Below are 17,017 nucleotides of genomic sequence, written 5' to 3' on the forward strand. Positions count from 1 at the left end.
TACCTGGACCACGCAGGCGACAACAGCCCCGTGAAAGACGCCCGGCTGGAGCTGGACATTGCGGGCACCAACGTGCCCGTCACCCGCGTGGCCGATGGCGAGTTCCAGGCCACCCTGGCCGCGCCGCTGGCCGAGGGCGTGAGCCCCGTCACCGCCACCGTGGCCGCAGGCAATGAGACTGACCTGCTCGCAGGCGAGATCGACCTGCACCCCGCCGCCCACACCGATGCCGCACCCGCAGGGTGGGACCGCCGCACTGTGCTGATCGCAGGCGCCGTGGCCGCTGTGCTGCTGGCGCTGGTCGCCGTGTGGGGACTGCGCCGGGGCCGTGCTGCCCGCATTGGCAACACCCAGCGCGTGGGAGGTGCAGCATGAAGCGCTTTCACCCCATGCCCACTCTGCCCACCTTGCTGGCCCTGCTGATGGCCGCCGCGCTCAGCGCCTCCCTGCCAGCCCTGGCAGGCCCCGGCCACGACCATGGCGACGCGCCACCCGCGCCCACCGGCAACGGCCCCAGCCGCCAGCCCGATGGCAGCGTGTTTCTGCCCAAGCCCGCGCAGCGCCAACTGGGCGTGCGCACTGTGGTGGCCGCCGCCGGGCAGCACGCCAAGGCCTTTGAACTGGCAGGCACTGTGGTGATGGACCCCAACGCAGGCGGCAAGGTGCAGGCCGTGCTGGCCGGGCGGCTGGAGGCCGGGCCCAAGGGCCTGCCCGGCGTGGGCCAGGCGGTGCGCAAGGGCGAGGTGCTGGCCTACGTGGTGCCCACGGCGGGCGCCATCGAGCGCTCCAACCAACTGGCCCAGCAGGCCGAACTGCGTGCTGCACGCGACCTGGCCGCACGGCGCGTGGCGCGCCTCACGGAGCTGGCCGACACCGTGCCGCGCAAGGACATCGAGGCCGCCGAGAGCGAGCTGCAAAGCCTCGCCCAGCGCCTGGGCGCCGTGGGCGCGGGCCTGGCCACACGCGATGCGCTGGTGGCCCCGGTGTCGGGCGTGATCGCTTCGGCCAATGCCGTGGCGGGGCAGGTGGTGGATGCGCGCGAACTGGTGTTTGAGGTGGTGGACCCATCGCGCTTGCGCATCGAGGCCTTGGCCTACGACCCGGCACAGGCCCAGAGCGTGGCCGGTGCCACGCTGGCCGTGGCCGGGCAGCGCGTGCCACTGCGCTTTCTAGGCGCGGCGCGCAGCCTGCGTGATCAGGCGCAGCCGCTGCAGTTTGCGGGCGACTCGTCTGCGCTTGGCACCTTGGCCCTGGGCCAGCCGGTGCGCGTGTTCGTGCAGTCCACCGACAAGGTCGATGGCGTGCAGGTGCCCGCCGCCGCGCTGCTGCGCAACCCGGCCAACCAGACCATCGTGTGGGTCAAGGAGTCGCCCGAGCGCTTTGCGCCACGGGTGGTCACGGCGGTGCCGCTCGACGGCACCTCGGTGGCCGTGACCTCGGGCCTCCAGCCCGGCGACCGCGTGGCCACGCGGGGCGCCACGCTCATCAACCAGGTCCGCTAAGGAGTCACGATGTTCAAGTGGCTTCTCGAAAACAGCCTGGTTAACCGGCTGCTGGTGCTCATCGCCGCCGCCGTGCTCATGGCCTATGGCGCCTTCACGCTCTCGCGCACGCCGGTGGACGTGTTCCCTGACCTCAACAAACCCACCGTCACCCTCATGACCGAAGCGGGCGGCATGGCCGCCGAAGAGGTGGAGCAGCTCATCACGTTCCCGCTGGAGACCACCATGAACGGCCTGCCCGGTGTGGAGAGCGTGCGCTCCACCTCCAGCGCGGGCCTGTCGTTCATCTACGTCACCTTTGACTGGAGCACCGACATCTACCGCGCGCGCCAGATGGTGTCCGAACGCCTGTCGTCCATGGAAGAGGGCCTGCCCAGCGGCATCACGCCGCGCATGGGGCCTATCAGCTCCATCATGGGCGAGATCATGCAGGTGGCCATCCCCATCGACGCGGGCAAGACCACGCCCATGGCCGTGCGCGAATACGCCGACTGGGTGCTGCGCCCGCGCCTCATGGCCATCCCTGGCGTGGCGCAGGTGATACCCATCGGTGGCGAGGTGCGCCAGTTCCAGGTGCTGCCCGACACGGCACGCATGGCGGCGCTGGGCATCACGCACGAGCAGCTCACGGGCGCGCTCAAGGGCTTTGCGGCCAACACCTCGGGCGGGTTTCTGGAGCTGGGCGGGCGCGAATACCTCATCCGCCACCTGGGCCGTACCTCGCGGCTCGAAGACCTGCAGAACCTGGCCCTTACCGCCAAAAACGGCCAAAGCGTGCTGCTGCGCCAGGTGGCCGATGCCACTTTTGCCGCCGCCACCAAACGTGGCGACGCGGGCTTTGAAGGGCAGGGCGCCGTCATCCTCGGCATCCAGAAGCAGCCCACGGCCGACACCATCGGCCTCACGCGCAGCATCGAGTCCGCGCTGGTGGACCTGAAGAACTCGCTGCCCGCAGGCATGGAGGCGCCCCGCGTCACCTTCCGCCAGGCGAGCTTTATCGAGGCCTCGGTCACCACCTTGCAGGGCAAGCTCATGGGCGCTTCGGTGTTTGTGGCGGTGATTTTGTTCGTGTTCCTCGGCACGCTCAGGCCCACGGTGATTGCGCTCACGGCCATCCCGGTGTCCATCTTCATCACGGCGCTGGTGTTCAAGTACTTCGGCCTGTCGATCAACACCATGACGCTGGGCGGCCTGGCCATTGCCATTGGCGGCCTGGTGGACGACGCGGTGGTCGATGTAGAAAACGTGCTGCGCCGCCTGAAGATGGACCGCGCCAAACACCCGAACCACCGCCTGCACCCCATCGAGGTGGTCAAACTCGCGTCGATGGAAGTGCGCTCTGGCATCCTCTATGCCACGGCCATCATCGTGCTGGTGTTCTTGCCGCTGTTTGCGCTGCCGGGCATCGAGGGGCGCCTGTTTGTGCCGCTGGGCATTGCGTTCATCGTGTCCACGCTGGCATCGCTGCTGGTGTCGGTCACTGTCACGCCAGTGCTGGCCTTTTACCTGCTGCCGCGCATGAAGAACCTCGACCATGGCGACACCCGCGTGGTGGCCTGGCTCAAGGCGCGCTACCGCAACGGGCTCACAGGCGTGCTGGCGCGCCCGCGCACGGCCCTGGCCGTGAGCGCGGCGGCGGTGGCGCTGTCGGCAGCGGCGGTGCCGTTTTTCCCCACCACCTTCCTGCCGCCGTTCAACGAAGGCACGCTGCTCATCGGCATGCGGCTCAACCCCGGCGTCACGCTGGCCGAATCGAGCGCGCTGGCCCGCCAGGCCGAGGTGCTGGTGCGCCAGGTGCCCGAGGTCACCCACGTGGGCCGGCGCAGTGGCCGGGCCGAGCTGGACGAACATGCCGAAGGCGTGCACGTGAGCGAGCTGGACGTGGGCCTGCTACCTGCGGCCGAGCTCAAGCGCAGCATGGCCGAGGTGCAGGCCGACATCCGCAGCCGCCTCGCGCATCTGCCTGCCGCCATCGCCATCGGCCAGCCCATCTCGCACCGCATCGACCACATGCTCTCGGGCGTGCGCTCGCAGATCGCCATCAAGCTCTTTGGCGACGACCTCGACACCCTGCGCGGCCAGGCTGAGGCCCTGCGCGCACGGCTGGCGGGCATCCCCGGCCTGGCCGACCTGGAGGTGGAAAAGCAGGTGCTGGCGCCGCAGATCACCGTGCGCGTGGACTACGCCGCCGCTGCACAAATGGGCGTGCCCGCACCCCAGGTGCTGGCCGCGCTGCAGACGCTGGTGGAGGGCGAGAAGGTAGCCCAGGTGGTGGAAGGCAGCCGCCGCTTTGCGCTGGTGGTGCGTCTGCCCGACAGCGCACGCTCCATCGACGGCCTGGCGCGTGTGCTGATCGACACGCCGCGTGGCCCCGTGCCCCTGTCGCGCCTGGCCACCATCGAAGAGGGCGACGGCCCCAACCAGATCAGCCGCGACGATGGAAAGCGCCGCATCGTGCTCTCTGCCAACGCGCAGGGCAGGGCGCTGTCCGACGTGGTGGCCGACATCCGCCAGGCCGTGGGCGACACCCGCTTGCCCGAGGGCTACTTCATCACCCTGGGCGGCCAGTTCCAGGCGCAGGAAGAAGCCAGCCGCCTGGTGGGCCTGCTGGCCATCGTCTCGCTGGTGCTGATGTTTGTGGTGCTGTACACCCGCTACCGCTCGGCCACGCTGTCGGCCCTCATCATGGCCAACATCCCGCTGGCGTTGGTGGGCGCGGTGCTGGGGCTGTGGGTGTCGGGCCAGCCGCTGTCGGTGGCGGCGCTGATTGGCTTCATCACGCTGGCGGGCATCTCGGTGCGCAACGGCATTTTGAAGGTGAGCCACTACCTCAACCTGATGCGCGTGGAGGGCGAGCGCTTTGACACCACCATGATCGTGCGCGGCTCGCTAGAGCGCCTGAGCCCCGTGCTGATGACCGCCCTGGTCACCGCCTTTGCCCTGGCCCCGCTGCTGCTGGAGGCCGAACGCCCCGGCACCGAAATCCTGCACCCGGTGGCCGTGGTCATCTTCAGCGGCCTCATCAGCTCCACGCTGCTCGACACCTTCCTCACCCCGGCCCTGTTCTGGCTGTTTGGCCGCAAGGATGCCGAACGCCTGCTGGACGACAAGAACGCCGAGGCGTTCTGAGCTTTTCTTGTTTTGTACTTGTTCTCTTTATTTGTTCGTTTGCTTTTTTATTCACCCGTTGAAAGGACTCTCATGAAAACCACCCGCCAACTTTTCGCCGCCCTGGCCGTCGCCGCTGCGGCCACCACCGCCGCCCATGCCGCTGGCGACCACGGCGCAGGCCACGACCACAAGCCCCAACACGGCGGCATCGTGGCCGAAGCCAACGACATGGACTACGAACTCGTCGCCAAGCCCGACACCATCACCCTGCACCTGCGCGACCACGGCAAATCCGCCAAGACGGAGGGCGTGAGCGCCAAGCTCACCCTGCTCAACGGCACCGAAAAATCCGAGGCTGTGCTGGTGCCTGCCGGTGAGGGCAAGCTCGAAGCCAAGGGTACCTTCAAGGTGGCACCGGGCACCAAGGTGGTTGCGCTGGTGACGCTGCCGGGCAAGAAGGCGGCGAATGTGCGGTTTGCGGTGAAGTAAGCCGCTGCCAAAGAGGGCCAGCGTTGTGCTCGACGCTCCGCCGCGCTGGCTTTTGCTGGCGTGGCGGTGTGTTGTCTGTCTCAGTGGCAGTGCGCCTTGAGAACGGGCTAGATGGGCGCGCCCGTGGTTTCAGTGGTGCGATGTGCTGAAATTTGAAGAAAAATTGGGCTCCACCGCCTGTCTATCAAGCGCTTATAGCTATCAAATTAGTAGTGATTTGATGGATGCTAGGCGCAAGGTGCTGAGCTTCCGTGGATGGGAATCGACAGAGGAGTGTCTGGGTGTTTTGGGCTGGTTGCAGACGGTCAGGCTTTGTAGCCCAGGGACAGCCATTGCCGTAACCGGCCATTCGTCAAATCAGGAAACGACCAACCGCCGGACCGTCAAAAAAACCGTCACTTGAAGTAAGGAGTCTCACGAAAATCCCGACACCTCCTACTCCCCACATTGCTCCTGCACCATCCTCACTGCACGCTCATGCACCTCGGGTGCGCGTGCGGGTGGTCCGCAGGTTTCGACCCATGAGGTTGGGTCTGAGCCCCCAGCATGACCAGGACGTTCTCCTAGGTTGTGCCGTGCACCGGGCCGTTGGCGTTGAGCGCTCGCGATATGGTCGCCACAGAAACTCAAGCGGCAGCGGCGACCTCCTTGATGGTAGGAGCATTCGCGATGGCGCAGTCATCTGACGGTCTGGGGTTTGGCATGCCGAAATGCAATCTTTGTGAAAACATTGACAGCATTGGCGGCTTTCGTGATACGGCTGTGACGTCGACTGCGGTTTTCGGTGATTTACAAATGGACAGATCACTACTGGACGCAAATTTGGCCAAAAAAATCTGGACGTTTGAAGCTTCGCCCTTCAAGCTTGATCCCCGGTGCGAAGCCTCTTTCGCTCGCTCTGGCTACCTGTCATCAAGTAGCCGTAGATTCCTTGAAGACTGTTGCAGAGTGCTTGAGACCTATCCTTGGAGGAGTCTGGTATGGACAGCTCGGAAGAATCGTTGCTCAAACAACTGGTGCGCAACCGAATTGCAGCTCAGGCTTCAGAGATCGACCGATCGTTAAGGCAGATCGCGGCGGGAAATCCCCTCGGTTCCGAGCCCAACAAGGAGCGCCTCGTGGCGCGGCTGGCCACAAAAGGAGGCTTGCCCCAGAGGGACGCAAAAGCGGTGGCTGAGGTGGTCACCAGTAACGCGAGCATGATTGATGCAGGCACTACGAAATTGAAGGGTGCCGAGGCTGCTCAGGGGCCCACCATCGACTTCGTGGGGGTTGAGTTCTTGGCCAGGGGCCGAATTGCAGCGAACACCGTTGGCAGGGTAGTCTTCAGATCCGGTCGTGCCCAGGGCAGTGGGTTCCTTGTGGGGCCAGGCTTGTTTCTCACCAACAATCACGTCGTATCCAGCGCCGATATGGCGCAACAACTGGTCGTGGAGTTTGACTACGAGAACGACGCTTCGGGGCTGCAACGCCCAATCACTACGTTCGAGTTCGACCCTGGCAGGTGTTTTGTGAATGAGCCCACGAAAGGACTTGACTTCGCACTGATCGCCATTGGCCGTCGGCTCTCAGGAGAAAAATCCCTGGAAGCCTTTGGCTTCAACCCTCTGTCTGACGCCAAGGATAAACACATGCTTGGAGAGATCGCCAACATCATTCAGCACCCACAGGGGCGCTTGAAACAGCTGGTGGTGCGTGAGAACAATCTCATCTCCAGGGATGAAACGGCCCAGGTGCTCCACTATCTGGCGGACACCGATCGCGGCGCATCGGGCTCTCCTGTGTGCAACAACGACTGGGAGCCTATTGCACTCCATCACTGGGGTGAACCCGCACTGGAAGTCACGAACCTGCTCGGAGAGCCTTTGCGCAGTGACGTCAATGAAGGTGTCCGCATTAGCGCGATTGTCCAAAACTTGCGATCCAAAGCATCTTCGCTGCAAGGCGCAAGCAGCCAGTCCTTGAAGAGTCTGCTGAACGTCTGGGATTCGCTTCCCCGGACCGGCCCGGTAGAGATTTCAGCCCATCCCGCCGAAGTGACAAACAGGAGAGCCGAAACGCAACAAGGCAACCCGTCCACTGGTATCGCCCAGCAGGTACAACCTGATGGAGCGGTGACCTGGACGATTCCCGTCGAACTCAGTATCAGACTGCCATTCCAAACAGGAGGCAATGGACAGGAAGTGCGTTCAACGCCTCTGGCGTCTGCGTCGATCCCGCCACAACAACCGCCTTCAGTCCACCTGCCAACGCGCAGCTATGCCAGCGAAGCGGCGAAGGCAGAAGACTTCTCGGATCGCAATGGTTATGAGCCCGGGTTCATCCCAGGCTTTGTCGTTCCACTTCCAGATGCTTCCCAAGCTCCCTACCGCCTGGCGGTCAACCAGCAGGCATTGCACGATGAAGATCCGCATGAGCTGCGGTACCACCACTTCTCCGTGGTGATGAATGCGGACCGTCGGCTCTGCGCGTTCACAGCCTGCAACATCGATGGACGAAGGGTGGTGTACGTCAACCGGGACAAGAAGACCACGAAGGTCAATCCCACGCCCCACGACTTGGGTGTGGAGTCCTTGGAAGGCGCTGAAGCGTCGGACGATTTCCGTCCGGACTCCCGCATAGCGCCCAACGAACAGATGACCGTGGAGTTCTATAGCGATCAGCGGGTTCCCGGCTACGACAAGCCAGCGTTTCCGGGCAACTACGCCCCCGAAGCGGAGCGCAAAGCCTATCACCGGCAAATGGCCGAACGCACTGCGCGCATGTTCCAAAAGGGTCATATCACCCTGCGCGGCGACCCAGCCTGGGGAACGCCAGACGAGGCTGTTTTGGCGGAAGCAGACACCTTCTACTACACGAACGCCGCGCCGCAACTGGGCTTCTTCAACCAGGGCAGTCCTGAGAATCAACCCGGCTCCAAAGGCAACCTGCGCTGGCGAGCCGTGGAAAGCTACGTTCTGCGAAATGCCGTCACCAGCCGCAAGCGGGTTTGCGTATTTGCGGGCCCTGTCTTCGATGACGGCGATCCCGAATACAGGTTTGGCTCACGGATTCCCATGAAGTTCTGGAAGATCGTTGTCTGGAAGGGCGGCAGGGTGTTGCAAGCGATCGCACTGCTCGCTGACCAGAAAGCGGTCCTGGAAAGGCTCACCAATGGCGTTCCGGAGGCCATGGAAGCGTTCGATGCCGAAGAGGAGCTGGCTCGTGTGTCCGAGTTTCTATCGACCGTCGAGGAGATCGAGCAACTGACCGGGCTGAGCTTTGGCGACGAAGTGCGGGATGCCGATATCCGAAAAGGAGAAGCATCCGAGTCGTTAGGGAATCTTGGCCAATTGATCATCCGATAGGTCAGGCCGCGCACGCACAGGGCTAACGAGTGCCCCGACTCAGATGTGCGCAAGATCGCGCAGATCACCTCGGAGTTCGCTCCGATGTGCAACCTTCGCTTGCAAGCTGACTAGGAACTCAATTCTGCGCTGCAGCGAAAGCAGAACCTGCTCAGCTTGCCGATCGCGATCAGGCACGGGTGTAAGGGTCCACAGCAGTGGTGGGTAGCTCCACAGTGCTAACTCCGGCTGAGACGGCCAGGCGGGGTGCTCACTTGCCGTTTGCTCGTCCAGAGAAATGACGTAATCCATTCTGGGAGAGCCTGCCGCCTTGAAAAGGTCCCAACTCTTGGGTTTCAGGTGGGCAATGGGCATCCCGGCGCGATGCAGCACCTCCAGCGCGATAGGGCTGACCGCGTGCGCCAGCCGTCCCGGCATGCCACAGGAAAAGGCGTTCATGCGCCCTTTGGCCACATGCCGAAGACAGGCTTCCGCGAGCTGACTGCGCAGCGCGTTCTCCACGGAGACAAAAAGAACATTGGCAACCTTGCGCATAGGTAGACCTTGGTTTAAAACGCCACAGGCTGTGTTAAAGGGTTGCAAGCAATTGGACTTCGGTGTGTCGAATCCAGTTTCGCACAGCGCGGAAATCTGCGTTGTCAGTGACAAGCAATAGCCATACCCGATCAATCTATTCAGCCGGGTATGGTGCCAATCTTGTCTGACAGATACCTCTTGGACCCTTGGCTGCGAATTGGGCAAGATGAAGAACTTTACTTTTTCTTCACGCCCACGTCACGCCCAACTGATTCACTGGAGCCAACTAAGCACTTCATCCGAATGCGCCCTGGCGAACGCTTCAACACCTGCACCCATTTGTTTGGGTTTGCATTGGCTGTTTTGGGCGTGCCACTCATGCTTACAGCCAGCCTGCCCACTGGCAACGTGGGAAAAATTGTTGGGGGGCTGGTTTTTGCTCTGTCCTGCGTTGCTCTTTATGCCGCATCCACCTTTTTCCATGGCTTGCATGGGCAAGCGAAGTTGTGGTGGCAACGTGCTGACCACTGTGCTATCTACTTGCTCATAGCTGGCAGCTACACGCCCTTTGCATTGGTTGCGATGCAGGGTGCCTGGGACTGGACCCTCCTGGTGGTCGTGTGGAGCATTGCCCTATTGGGAATAGCGCGCGAACTTGGTGTCGCCCCCCCAAAACCGCCCCTGGCACTCTACGTTGGAATGGGCTGGGTCATGGTGGTTGCTGCCGTACCGCTGCTTGCTCAGATCGACGCGAGAGGGCTGCAGTGGTTGCTCATCGGGGCAGTCCTTTACACCGCTGGCACGATCTTCTACCTCAATCGCGCTGGCTATCGTCATGCACATGGAGTTTGGCACTTGTTTGTACTGGGTGGAACGGCGAGTCACTATGCAGCGGTTGTCAGAGTCGTGACCTGAACTCAGCGCTGGCGGTGTTGGCGCTATTCGCAATCACTGGGTGAATGACCGCTGTGTGGAGGAGCCCTCGAATGCGCTGGTGTACGTTTGGTGACTGCTATCGCAGCAAAGCCGACTTCAAGTCGCCCCTACAGATCTGAAATGCCCTCGCATGCCCCAGCCACTTTTCGGCTGAGCATCGGTCCCAACGGCCTCCCTGCTACGCGGACTGTCTGCCCGGCCCAGCCTCATCGGTAGAAGTTTTTGCCTGACCGATTTCCCCAAGACCACCTTCCGCTTCACTCGCTCAGGCCACCTGCATGCAACGCGGCCTTGCGCGCTTTGCACCGCTGCATGGCGCAGCAATCTCCCGCGCCGCCGTCAAAGTCATATTCATGCCAGTGATGTGAAGCATCACTGGCGTTCCATTGACTGATATTGCTGCAGCGCGAATGATCGGTCCCCAGGCGCTGGGTGCATCCGCACCGGCCCCACAGACTGATTGATTGATCGACTCGCGATGAAAAAAACCAAGGAGACGCCCATGCATGAATGCCCCGTGACCGTGTTCCCGCAGCAGATCCGCTGGGAGACGGAAGGCACCAGCCGCATTCCTTTTCAGGCCTATACCGATGAGGCGCTGTACCGCATGGAGCTGGACCGTTTGTTCTACAACAGGCACTGGTGTTACGTTGGCCTGGAGGCGGAGATTCCCAACGCGGGGGATTTCAAGCGCACCGTGATCGGCGAGCGTTCGGTGCTGCTAGTGCGTGACAAGGACGCTTCGATCCATGTGGTGGAAAACGTCTGCGCCCACCGTGGCATGGCGTTTTGCCGCGAGCGGCATGGCAACCGCGAGAGCCTGACCTGCCCGTACCACCAGTGGAACTACACCCTGTCGGGCGACTTGCAGGGCGTGCCGTTTCGGCGCGGCGTGAAGCAGGATGGCAAGGTCAACGGCGGCATGCCTGCGGACTTCAACCCGGCAGAGCATGGGCTGACCAAGCTCAAGGTGGCCACGCGGGGCGGCGTGGTGTTTGCGTCGTTTGACCACAGCGTGGAGCCGCTGGAGGAATTCTTGGGCCCCACCATCCTGGGCTACTTTGACCGGCTGTTCAATGGCCGCAAGCTCACCATCCTGGGCTACAACCGCCAGCGCATTCCGGGCAACTGGAAGCTGATGCAAGAGAACATCAAGGACCCGTACCACCCCGGCCTGCTGCACACCTGGTTCGTTACCTTTGGGCTCTGGCGTGCCGACAACAAGTCGCAGCTATTGATGGATGCGCAACACCGCCATGCGGCCATGGTGTCCACACGCGGCGCGGCGGGCAAGGCAGCGGATGTGACGCAGGTGTCGAGCTTCAAGGCTGGTATGGAGTTGCACGACCCGCGCTTTTTGGACATTGCGCAGGAGGACTGGTGGGCGGGGCCGCCCCCGGCTGCCAACGCGGAGGGTGCAGCGGTGCCCAGCGCGCCAGTACCGGTGCCCACGGCGGTGATGATGACGGTGTTCCCTAGCGTGATCTTTCAGCAGCAGGTCAACAGCGTGTCCACGCGCCACATCCAGCCCGATGGCAAGGGGGCTTTTGATTTTGTGTGGACGCATTTCGGCTTTGAGGACGACAGCGAAGCAATGACGCAGCGCCGCCTGCGCCAGGCCAATCTGTTCGGCCCGGCGGGCTTTGTGTCGGCCGACGATGGGGAGGTGATCGAGTGGTCGCAGGAAGGCTTTGAGACCAAGCCTGCGCACCGCACGCTGGCCGAGCTGGGCGGGCGCGAGGTGGGCGACACGGACCACATGGTGACTGAGACGCTGATCCGGGGCATGTACGCATACTGGCGCAAGGTGATGGAGGCGGAGGCTTGACCATGATGGACTTCCAGACCTACTTTGAACTGAACCAGCTCTATGCCCGCTACGCCCGCGCGCTCGACGCGGCGGACTGGGAGGCGTGGCCTGAATTTTTTATCGACCACTGTGTGTACAAGCTGCAGCCGCGCGAGAACCACGAGCGCGGGTTTCCGCTGGCCACGCTGGCGTTTGACAGCAAGGGCATGCTGAAAGACCGCGTTTACGGTATCCGCGAGACGCTGTTCCACGACCCCTACTACCAGCGCCACGTGGTGGGTGCGCCGCTGGTGCACAAGGTGGATGCCGATGGCCGCATCCACTGCGAGGCCAACTACGCGGTGCTGCGCACGCGCCTGTCGAAGGAATCGACGGTGTTCAACGTGGGGCGCACGCTGGATGAGGTGGTGCCAACGCCCGAGGGTTTGAAGTTCGCGTCGCGCCTGGTCGTTTACGACAGCGAGATGATCCCCAACTCGCTGATCTACCCCATCTGAGGAGCCGCCATGACGACGATGACAACGAACTGGATTGACGCTGCTGCGCACGGCGATGTGCCCGAGGATGACGTGATGGGCCTGGCTGTGGCCGGGCGCGACATTGCGCTGTATGGCGTGGGCGGTGAGGTGTTTGCCACCGACAACATCTGCACCCATGGCAACGCGCGCCTGTGCGATGGGTTTCTGGAAGGGCACGAAATTGAATGCCCGCTGCACCAGGGCAAGTTTGATGTGCGCAACGGCAAACCCACCTGCGCGCCCGTCACCGAGCCGCTTCGCAGCTACCCCGTGAAGATCGAGGGCGGCCGCGTGTGGCTGGCCCTGGACTGAACCTCTCAAGGAGACCCCCATGACTGCCGAACGACCTGAGGTCGAGGCCGCTGCATTGCCGCATGAAGGCGCTAACGCCCACTCGGCCCACACCATCGTGATCGTCGGTGCAGGCCAGGCGGGTGGCTGGGCGGCGCAAACGCTGCGCAGCGAAGGTTTTGCGGGCCGCGTGGTGCTGATCGGTGACGAAGCCCACCCGCCGCACGAGCGGCCACCGCTGTCGAAGGCGGTGCTCTCGGGCGCCGCCGCGCCGTTGACCACGCGCCTGATGAAGCCCGAGGCCTTTGACGCACTGGCGGTGCAGTGGCGGCCCGGCGTGCAGGTGCGCCGCATTGACCGTGCGGCCAAGCAGGTGCTGTTGTCCGATGGCACAGCACAGCCCTACGACAAGCTCATCCTGTGCACCGGGGGGCGCGCCCGGCGGCTTGCCTTGCCGGGCGCTGACCAGGTGCCGCTGCACACGCTGCGCACCATCGAAGACGCGCAGGCGCTGGCCCCGGCCCTTCGGCCTGGCCGCAGCGTGGTGGTGGTGGGTGGCGGCTGGATTGGCCTGGAGGTGGCGGCCACCGCACGCCAGCAGGGCGCGGAAGTGGTGGTGGTGGAGACGCAAAGCCGCTTGTGCGAGCGCACCGTGCCCGCCGAGGTGTCGGCGTATCTGCTGGCGCTGCACCGCGCCCAGGGCGTGCGCGTGCTGCTGGGCTCGGGTGTGCGGGGCTTTGCCCGCGCTGCAGATGGTGCAGACGGCGCAGATATTCGCTTGGAGGTCTTGCTTGCCGATGGCAGCGCGCTGGCGTGCGACACCATCGTGCTGGGCGTTGGCCTAGTGCCCAACGACGAGCTGGCGCGCGCGGCGGGTCTGGTCTGCGAAGGCGGCGTGCGGGTGGATGCCCAATGCCGCACGTCCGACCCCCACATCCTGGCCGCAGGCGATGTGGCCGTGGCACCCAACCCCTGGGCGGGCCGCAGCCTGCGGCTGGAGTCGTGGCAGAACGCGCAGGAGCAGGGCATGGCCGCCGCGCGATCCGCCCTGGGCCAGGCCGTGGACTACCAGCCGCTGCCCTGGTTCTGGTCCGACCAGTACGGCATGAACCTGCAGATCTACGGCATGCCCACGCCTGCGCACCGCGTGGTGCAGCGCGGCGATGCGGCCAGCGGCAGCTTTGTGTTGTTTTACCTGGCGGGCGATGTGGTGCAGGCCGCCGTGGGCGCCAACGCAGCGCGTGACCTGCGCTTTGCCCGCAGGCCGATCGAGCAGCGCAAGCCGGTGGATGACGAGCGGCTGGCCGACCTGGGTACGCCGATGGCCAAGCTGTGACACAGCCTGCGCAGCGCTTCGACGGTGCTCAGCGTGAACGGCTCAGGGGAATGAATTTGATGGAGCGTCATTGAATTTGAAATGTCCGTTCTTGAAACATCCGTTCGGGCTGAGCTTGTCGAAGCCTTGCGCGGCGCTTCGACTGCGCTCAGCGTGAACGGCTTCAGCAGGCGAATGCCGAAACCGCTGCACCACTACCAGCAACAGCAACAGCAAAAAAGGAAACCACCGATGACCGCAACCACGTCAACCACCTACCTCTGGACCCCACCCCCCGTCTATTCGCTGCCCGTGCGTGGCCGCAGCGAGCGCCTGCCCATCCACCGCCTGTTCTTTGTGGGCCGCAATTACCACGCGCATGCGGTCGAGATGGGGCGCCCGGTGGACAAGTCTGTGGAGGTGCCGTTCTACTTCACCAAGGCGCCGTCCACGCTGGTGGAGTCGGGTGCTACCGTGGCTTACCCACCCGGCACCCACAACTACCACCATGAGATGGAACTGGTGCTGGCCATCGGCGCGTCGGGTTTTCGCGTGAGCGAGGCCGATGCGCACCGTCTCATCTACGGCTATGCCTGCGGCCTGGACATGACGCGCCGCGACCTGCAGTTGGTGGCGCGCGACAAGGGCCGCCCGTGGGACCTGGGCAAGGATGTGGAGCAGTCCTCTGTGGTCTCTGAGATCGTGCCCCTCCCGGAGGTGGTGCTGGGCCAGGGCAACCTGGAGTTGTCGGTGAACGGCACCGTGCGCCAGAAGTCCGACCTGTCCAAGCTGATCTGGAACATCCCCGAGCTGATTGCCGACCTGTCCAAGTTCTACCACCTGCAGCCGGGCGACCTGATCTTTACCGGCACGCCCGAGGGCGTAGGCCCCGTGCTGGCAGGCGACCGCATCGACGGCCACATTGAAGGCGTGGGCAGCATCGTGCTCCACGTTGGCCCGGCGGAATAAGAAAAAACCACATCCAGGAGACAACCCCACCATGACCACCGACCTCACGCCTTCCTCTGTGCGGCTGCATGCCGTTGCAGGCAAGGGCCAACCCGAGCCCACGCCCGAACTGGAGCAGCTCTACCGAGGCTTCGAGCAAGAGCTGCTGGTGCCGCTGTGGACGCAGATTGGCGACCTCATGCCCCGCCAGCCCCAATCCAAGGCCGTGCCGCACTTGTGGCGCTGGGACCGCTTGAAGGCCCTGGCCGCACAGGCGGGCGCCATCGTGCCCGTGGGCCGGGGTGGGGAGCGCCGTGCGATTGCGCTGGCCAACCCTGCGCTGGGCGGGCGCCCCTTTGCCACGCCCACGCTGTGGGCCGCCATTCAGTACCTGATGCCTGGCGAAGACGCCCCCGAGCACCGGCACACGCAGCATGCGTTTCGTTTTGTGGTGGAAGGCGAGGGCGTGTGGACCGTGGTCAATGGCGATTCCGTGCGCATGTCGCGGGGCGACTTTTTGCCGCAGGCGGGCTGGAACTGGCATGCCCACCACAACGCGGCCACCGAGCCCATGGCCTGGATCGACGGCCTGGACATTCCGTTCTCGTACTACACCGAGAGCCAGTTCTTCGAAGTGAGGCGCGAGAAGCTCCCGCCCGCCGAGCGCACCACCGCCGAGCGTTCTTATTCAGAAAGGCTGTGGGGCCACCCGGGCCTGCGCCCGGTATCGATGGTGCAGGCGCAGCCCGCCACGCCCCTGCTGGCCTACCGCTGGGTGGACACCGACCGTGCGCTGGCCGATCAGCTGGCGCTGGAAGACGAAGGCCAGGCAGGCACGCTGAGCCCCGGGCATGCAGCAGTGCGCTTTACCAACCCCACCACCGGCGCCGATGTGTTGCCCACGATGCGGACCGAAATGCACCGCGTGCGCGCGGGCGGCGCGACGCGGGTGCACCGCGAGGTGGGTTCGTCCGTGTTCCAGGTGTTTGACGGCAGCGGCGCCGTCACGGTGGGTGAGCGCACCTGGCCCGTGGCGCGGGGCGACCTGTTTGTGGTGCCGTCGTGGCAACCGTTCTCGGCCCAGGCATCTGCTGCTGGCGCACTCGACCTGTTCCGCTTCAGCGACGCGCCGATTTTTGAGGCGCTGCACAGCCACCGTGTGCAAGTCACTGTTTGATCCATCACTCACCAAGCCGGATTCGGCTTTCATAAAACCAAGGAGACACCCCCATGCTGACCGCCATTCGTTCACAGATTTTTAGACCTGCCCTGGCGCTTTGCGCGCTGGCCCTTGTGGCCTCCGCGAGCGTGCCCAACGCCGTGGCGCAGACCTTCCCCGCCAAGCCCGTCCGCTCCGTCGCGCCGTAATCGCCCGGCAGCGGCCCCGATGCGGTGATGCGCATCTTCAGCGAGCGCTTGTCGCGCAACTGGGGGCAGCAACTGGTCATCGACAACAAGCCGGGTGCCAACGGTTTCATCGCCATCGGCGACGCCAAGCGCGCAACGCCAGACGGTTACACCCTGCTGCAGGTGGACAACACGCACATGGCCTTGCAGCCCCATGTGTTCAAGCAGTTGCCCTACGACCCGGCCAAAGACTTTGAGCCCGTCGCTCCGGTGTACTTCACCAACTTCTTTGTGGTGGTGGCCGCCAACTCGCCCTGGAAGGATGTGGGCGATTTGATCAAGGCGGCCAAGGCCGCGCCAGGCGACATTACCTACGGCTCCTGGGGCATCGGCAGCGTGGCCCATGTGGGCGCGGCGAGTCTGGAGGCGGCAACGGGCACCAAGATGATGCATGTGCCTTACAAGGACATGGGCAGCGTCTACACCTCGGTGGCCACGGGCGACATCAAGTGGGCGTTTGGCACGGCAGCGACGGCGGGGCCGATGTTCCAGGCCAAGAAGGTGAAGTTTCTGGCCCTGGCTGCGCCCCAGCGTTTGGCGGGCTTCACCGACATTCCGACCATGGGCGAAGCGGGCGGCCCGGCCGGGTTTGAAGTGAAGACTTGGGTGGGCCTGTTCGCGCCCGCTGGCACGCCCAAGGCGGCCATCGAGAAGATCAATGCCGACGTAGGCAAGGTGCTGGCCACCGCGGAGGTCAAGGAGCGCCTGGCGACCTTCGGGTTTGAGCCCTACATCGGCCCGCCCGCTGAACTTACCAAGGCCATTGAACGCGATTCGCGCACGTTCGGTGAGGTCGTCAAGCGCGCCAAGATTGCCCTGGACTGACC

General features: G+C 64.1%; 15 protein-coding genes and 1 pseudogene. 15 read left to right on the forward strand and 1 reads right to left on the reverse strand.

Features of this window, described 5'->3' with window-relative positions:
- The 6 genes and pseudogenes from DBR12_RS06965 to DBR12_RS06985 all read left to right on the forward strand — a co-directional run.
- Nucleotides 1-375, forward strand: a pseudogene (locus DBR12_RS06965) (hypothetical protein); the annotation flags it as partial.
- Nucleotides 372-1,502, forward strand: coding sequence for an efflux RND transporter periplasmic adaptor subunit (locus DBR12_RS06970; RefSeq protein WP_108616592.1), 1,131 nt, complete (start codon nt 372-374; stop codon nt 1,500-1,502). The pseudogene DBR12_RS06965 and the gene DBR12_RS06970, both read left to right, overlap by 4 nt.
- Before the next feature lie 9 nt (nt 1,503-1,511).
- Nucleotides 1,512-4,631, forward strand: coding sequence for an efflux RND transporter permease subunit (locus DBR12_RS06975; RefSeq protein WP_108616593.1), 3,120 nt, complete (start codon nt 1,512-1,514; stop codon nt 4,629-4,631).
- A 72-nt stretch (nt 4,632-4,703) separates the two neighbouring features.
- Nucleotides 4,704-5,102, forward strand: coding sequence for a hypothetical protein (locus DBR12_RS06980; RefSeq protein ID WP_108616594.1), 399 nt, complete (start codon nt 4,704-4,706; stop codon nt 5,100-5,102).
- Nucleotides 5,103-5,244: 142 nt separating this feature from the next.
- On the forward strand, nt 5,245-5,505 hold the full coding sequence (locus DBR12_RS21980) for a hypothetical protein (protein WP_146185491.1): 261 nt from the start codon (nt 5,245-5,247) through the stop codon (nt 5,503-5,505).
- Between the two features lie 577 nt (nt 5,506-6,082).
- Nucleotides 6,083-8,449: a DNA/RNA non-specific endonuclease gene (locus DBR12_RS06985; RefSeq protein WP_108616595.1), complete on the forward strand. Its 2,367-nt coding sequence runs from the start codon at nt 6,083-6,085 to the stop codon at nt 8,447-8,449.
- Nucleotides 8,450-8,488: 39 nt separating this feature from the next.
- On the opposite strand, the gene DBR12_RS06990 is transcribed toward DBR12_RS06985, so the two are convergent.
- Nucleotides 8,489-8,983 (reverse strand): protein tyrosine phosphatase, encoded by a 495-nt coding sequence (locus tag DBR12_RS06990; RefSeq protein ID WP_108616596.1) that lies wholly within the window; start codon nt 8,981-8,983, stop codon nt 8,489-8,491.
- Nucleotides 8,984-9,268: 285 nt separating this feature from the next.
- Here DBR12_RS06990 and DBR12_RS06995 point away from each other — a divergent pair, with 285 nt between their 5' ends.
- The 9 genes from DBR12_RS06995 to DBR12_RS07030 all read left to right on the forward strand — a co-directional run bounded on the left by DBR12_RS06995 (nt 9,269) and on the right by DBR12_RS07030 (nt 17,015).
- Nucleotides 9,269-9,880 carry a hemolysin III family protein gene (locus DBR12_RS06995; protein WP_108616612.1) on the forward strand — a complete coding sequence of 204 codons (612 nt, stop codon included), beginning with the start codon at nt 9,269-9,271 and terminating at the stop codon, nt 9,878-9,880.
- 523 nt (nt 9,881-10,403) lie between these two features.
- A complete protein-coding gene (locus DBR12_RS07000) occupies nt 10,404-11,729 on the forward strand; it encodes an aromatic ring-hydroxylating dioxygenase subunit alpha (RefSeq protein WP_108616613.1) in 1,326 nt (441 codons plus the stop codon).
- Nucleotides 11,730-11,734: 5 nt separating this feature from the next.
- Nucleotides 11,735-12,208: an aromatic-ring-hydroxylating dioxygenase subunit beta gene (locus DBR12_RS07005; protein WP_108499844.1), complete on the forward strand. Its 474-nt coding sequence runs from the start codon at nt 11,735-11,737 to the stop codon at nt 12,206-12,208.
- A 9-nt stretch (nt 12,209-12,217) separates the two neighbouring features.
- Nucleotides 12,218-12,541 carry a non-heme iron oxygenase ferredoxin subunit gene (locus DBR12_RS07010; protein WP_108616597.1) on the forward strand — a complete coding sequence of 108 codons (324 nt, stop codon included), beginning with the start codon at nt 12,218-12,220 and terminating at the stop codon, nt 12,539-12,541.
- Nucleotides 12,542-12,560: 19 nt separating this feature from the next.
- Nucleotides 12,561-13,856: an NAD(P)/FAD-dependent oxidoreductase gene (locus DBR12_RS07015; RefSeq protein WP_108616598.1), complete on the forward strand. Its 1,296-nt coding sequence runs from the start codon at nt 12,561-12,563 to the stop codon at nt 13,854-13,856.
- A 231-nt stretch (nt 13,857-14,087) separates the two neighbouring features.
- The gene (locus DBR12_RS07020; protein ID WP_108616599.1) at nt 14,088-14,804 is read left to right on the forward strand and encodes a fumarylacetoacetate hydrolase family protein; all 717 of its coding nucleotides are present in this window, start codon (nt 14,088-14,090) and stop codon (nt 14,802-14,804) included.
- 31 nt (nt 14,805-14,835) lie between these two features.
- Nucleotides 14,836-15,960, forward strand: a complete 1,125-nt coding sequence (locus DBR12_RS07025) for a cupin domain-containing protein (RefSeq protein ID WP_108616600.1) — start codon at nt 14,836-14,838, stop codon at nt 15,958-15,960.
- Between the two features lie 53 nt (nt 15,961-16,013).
- Nucleotides 16,014-16,151, forward strand: a complete 138-nt coding sequence (locus DBR12_RS22595; RefSeq protein WP_233244335.1) for a hypothetical protein — start codon at nt 16,014-16,016, stop codon at nt 16,149-16,151.
- 27 nt (nt 16,152-16,178) lie between these two features.
- Nucleotides 16,179-17,015 (forward strand): tripartite tricarboxylate transporter substrate binding protein, encoded by an 837-nt coding sequence (locus tag DBR12_RS07030; RefSeq protein ID WP_233244336.1) that lies wholly within the window; start codon nt 16,179-16,181, stop codon nt 17,013-17,015.
- Nucleotides 17,016-17,017: the final 2 nt, after the last annotated feature.

This window comes from Acidovorax sp. HMWF029, assembly GCF_003060895.1.
In the GTDB taxonomy this organism is placed as follows: Bacteria; Pseudomonadota; Gammaproteobacteria; order Burkholderiales; family Burkholderiaceae_C; genus Acidovorax.

Excerpts from the sequence above, each read along its gene's own strand:
- DBR12_RS06970 (WP_108616592.1), top strand. The coding sequence starts at position 372 with ATGAAGCGCTTTCACCCCATGCCCACTCTGCCCACCTTGCTGGCCCTG.
- DBR12_RS06975 (WP_108616593.1), top strand. The coding sequence starts at position 1,512 with ATGTTCAAGTGGCTTCTCGAAAACAGCCTGGTTAACCGGCTGCTGGTG.
- DBR12_RS06980 (WP_108616594.1), top strand. The coding sequence starts at position 4,704 with ATGAAAACCACCCGCCAACTTTTCGCCGCCCTGGCCGTCGCCGCTGCG.
- DBR12_RS06985 (WP_108616595.1), top strand. The coding sequence starts at position 6,083 with ATGGACAGCTCGGAAGAATCGTTGCTCAAACAACTGGTGCGCAACCGA.
- DBR12_RS06990 (WP_108616596.1), bottom strand. The coding sequence starts at position 8,983 with ATGCGCAAGGTTGCCAATGTTCTTTTTGTCTCCGTGGAGAACGCGCTG.
- DBR12_RS06995 (WP_108616612.1), top strand. The coding sequence starts at position 9,269 with ATGCGCCCTGGCGAACGCTTCAACACCTGCACCCATTTGTTTGGGTTT.
- DBR12_RS07000 (WP_108616613.1), top strand. The coding sequence starts at position 10,404 with ATGCATGAATGCCCCGTGACCGTGTTCCCGCAGCAGATCCGCTGGGAG.
- DBR12_RS07005 (WP_108499844.1), top strand. The coding sequence starts at position 11,735 with ATGGACTTCCAGACCTACTTTGAACTGAACCAGCTCTATGCCCGCTAC.
- DBR12_RS07010 (WP_108616597.1), top strand. The coding sequence starts at position 12,218 with ATGACGACGATGACAACGAACTGGATTGACGCTGCTGCGCACGGCGAT.
- DBR12_RS07015 (WP_108616598.1), top strand. The coding sequence starts at position 12,561 with ATGACTGCCGAACGACCTGAGGTCGAGGCCGCTGCATTGCCGCATGAA.
- DBR12_RS07020 (WP_108616599.1), top strand. The coding sequence starts at position 14,088 with ATGACCGCAACCACGTCAACCACCTACCTCTGGACCCCACCCCCCGTC.
- DBR12_RS07025 (WP_108616600.1), top strand. The coding sequence starts at position 14,836 with ATGACCACCGACCTCACGCCTTCCTCTGTGCGGCTGCATGCCGTTGCA.
- DBR12_RS22595 (WP_233244335.1), top strand. The coding sequence starts at position 16,014 with ATGCTGACCGCCATTCGTTCACAGATTTTTAGACCTGCCCTGGCGCTT.
- DBR12_RS07030 (WP_233244336.1), top strand. The coding sequence starts at position 16,179 with ATGCGCATCTTCAGCGAGCGCTTGTCGCGCAACTGGGGGCAGCAACTG.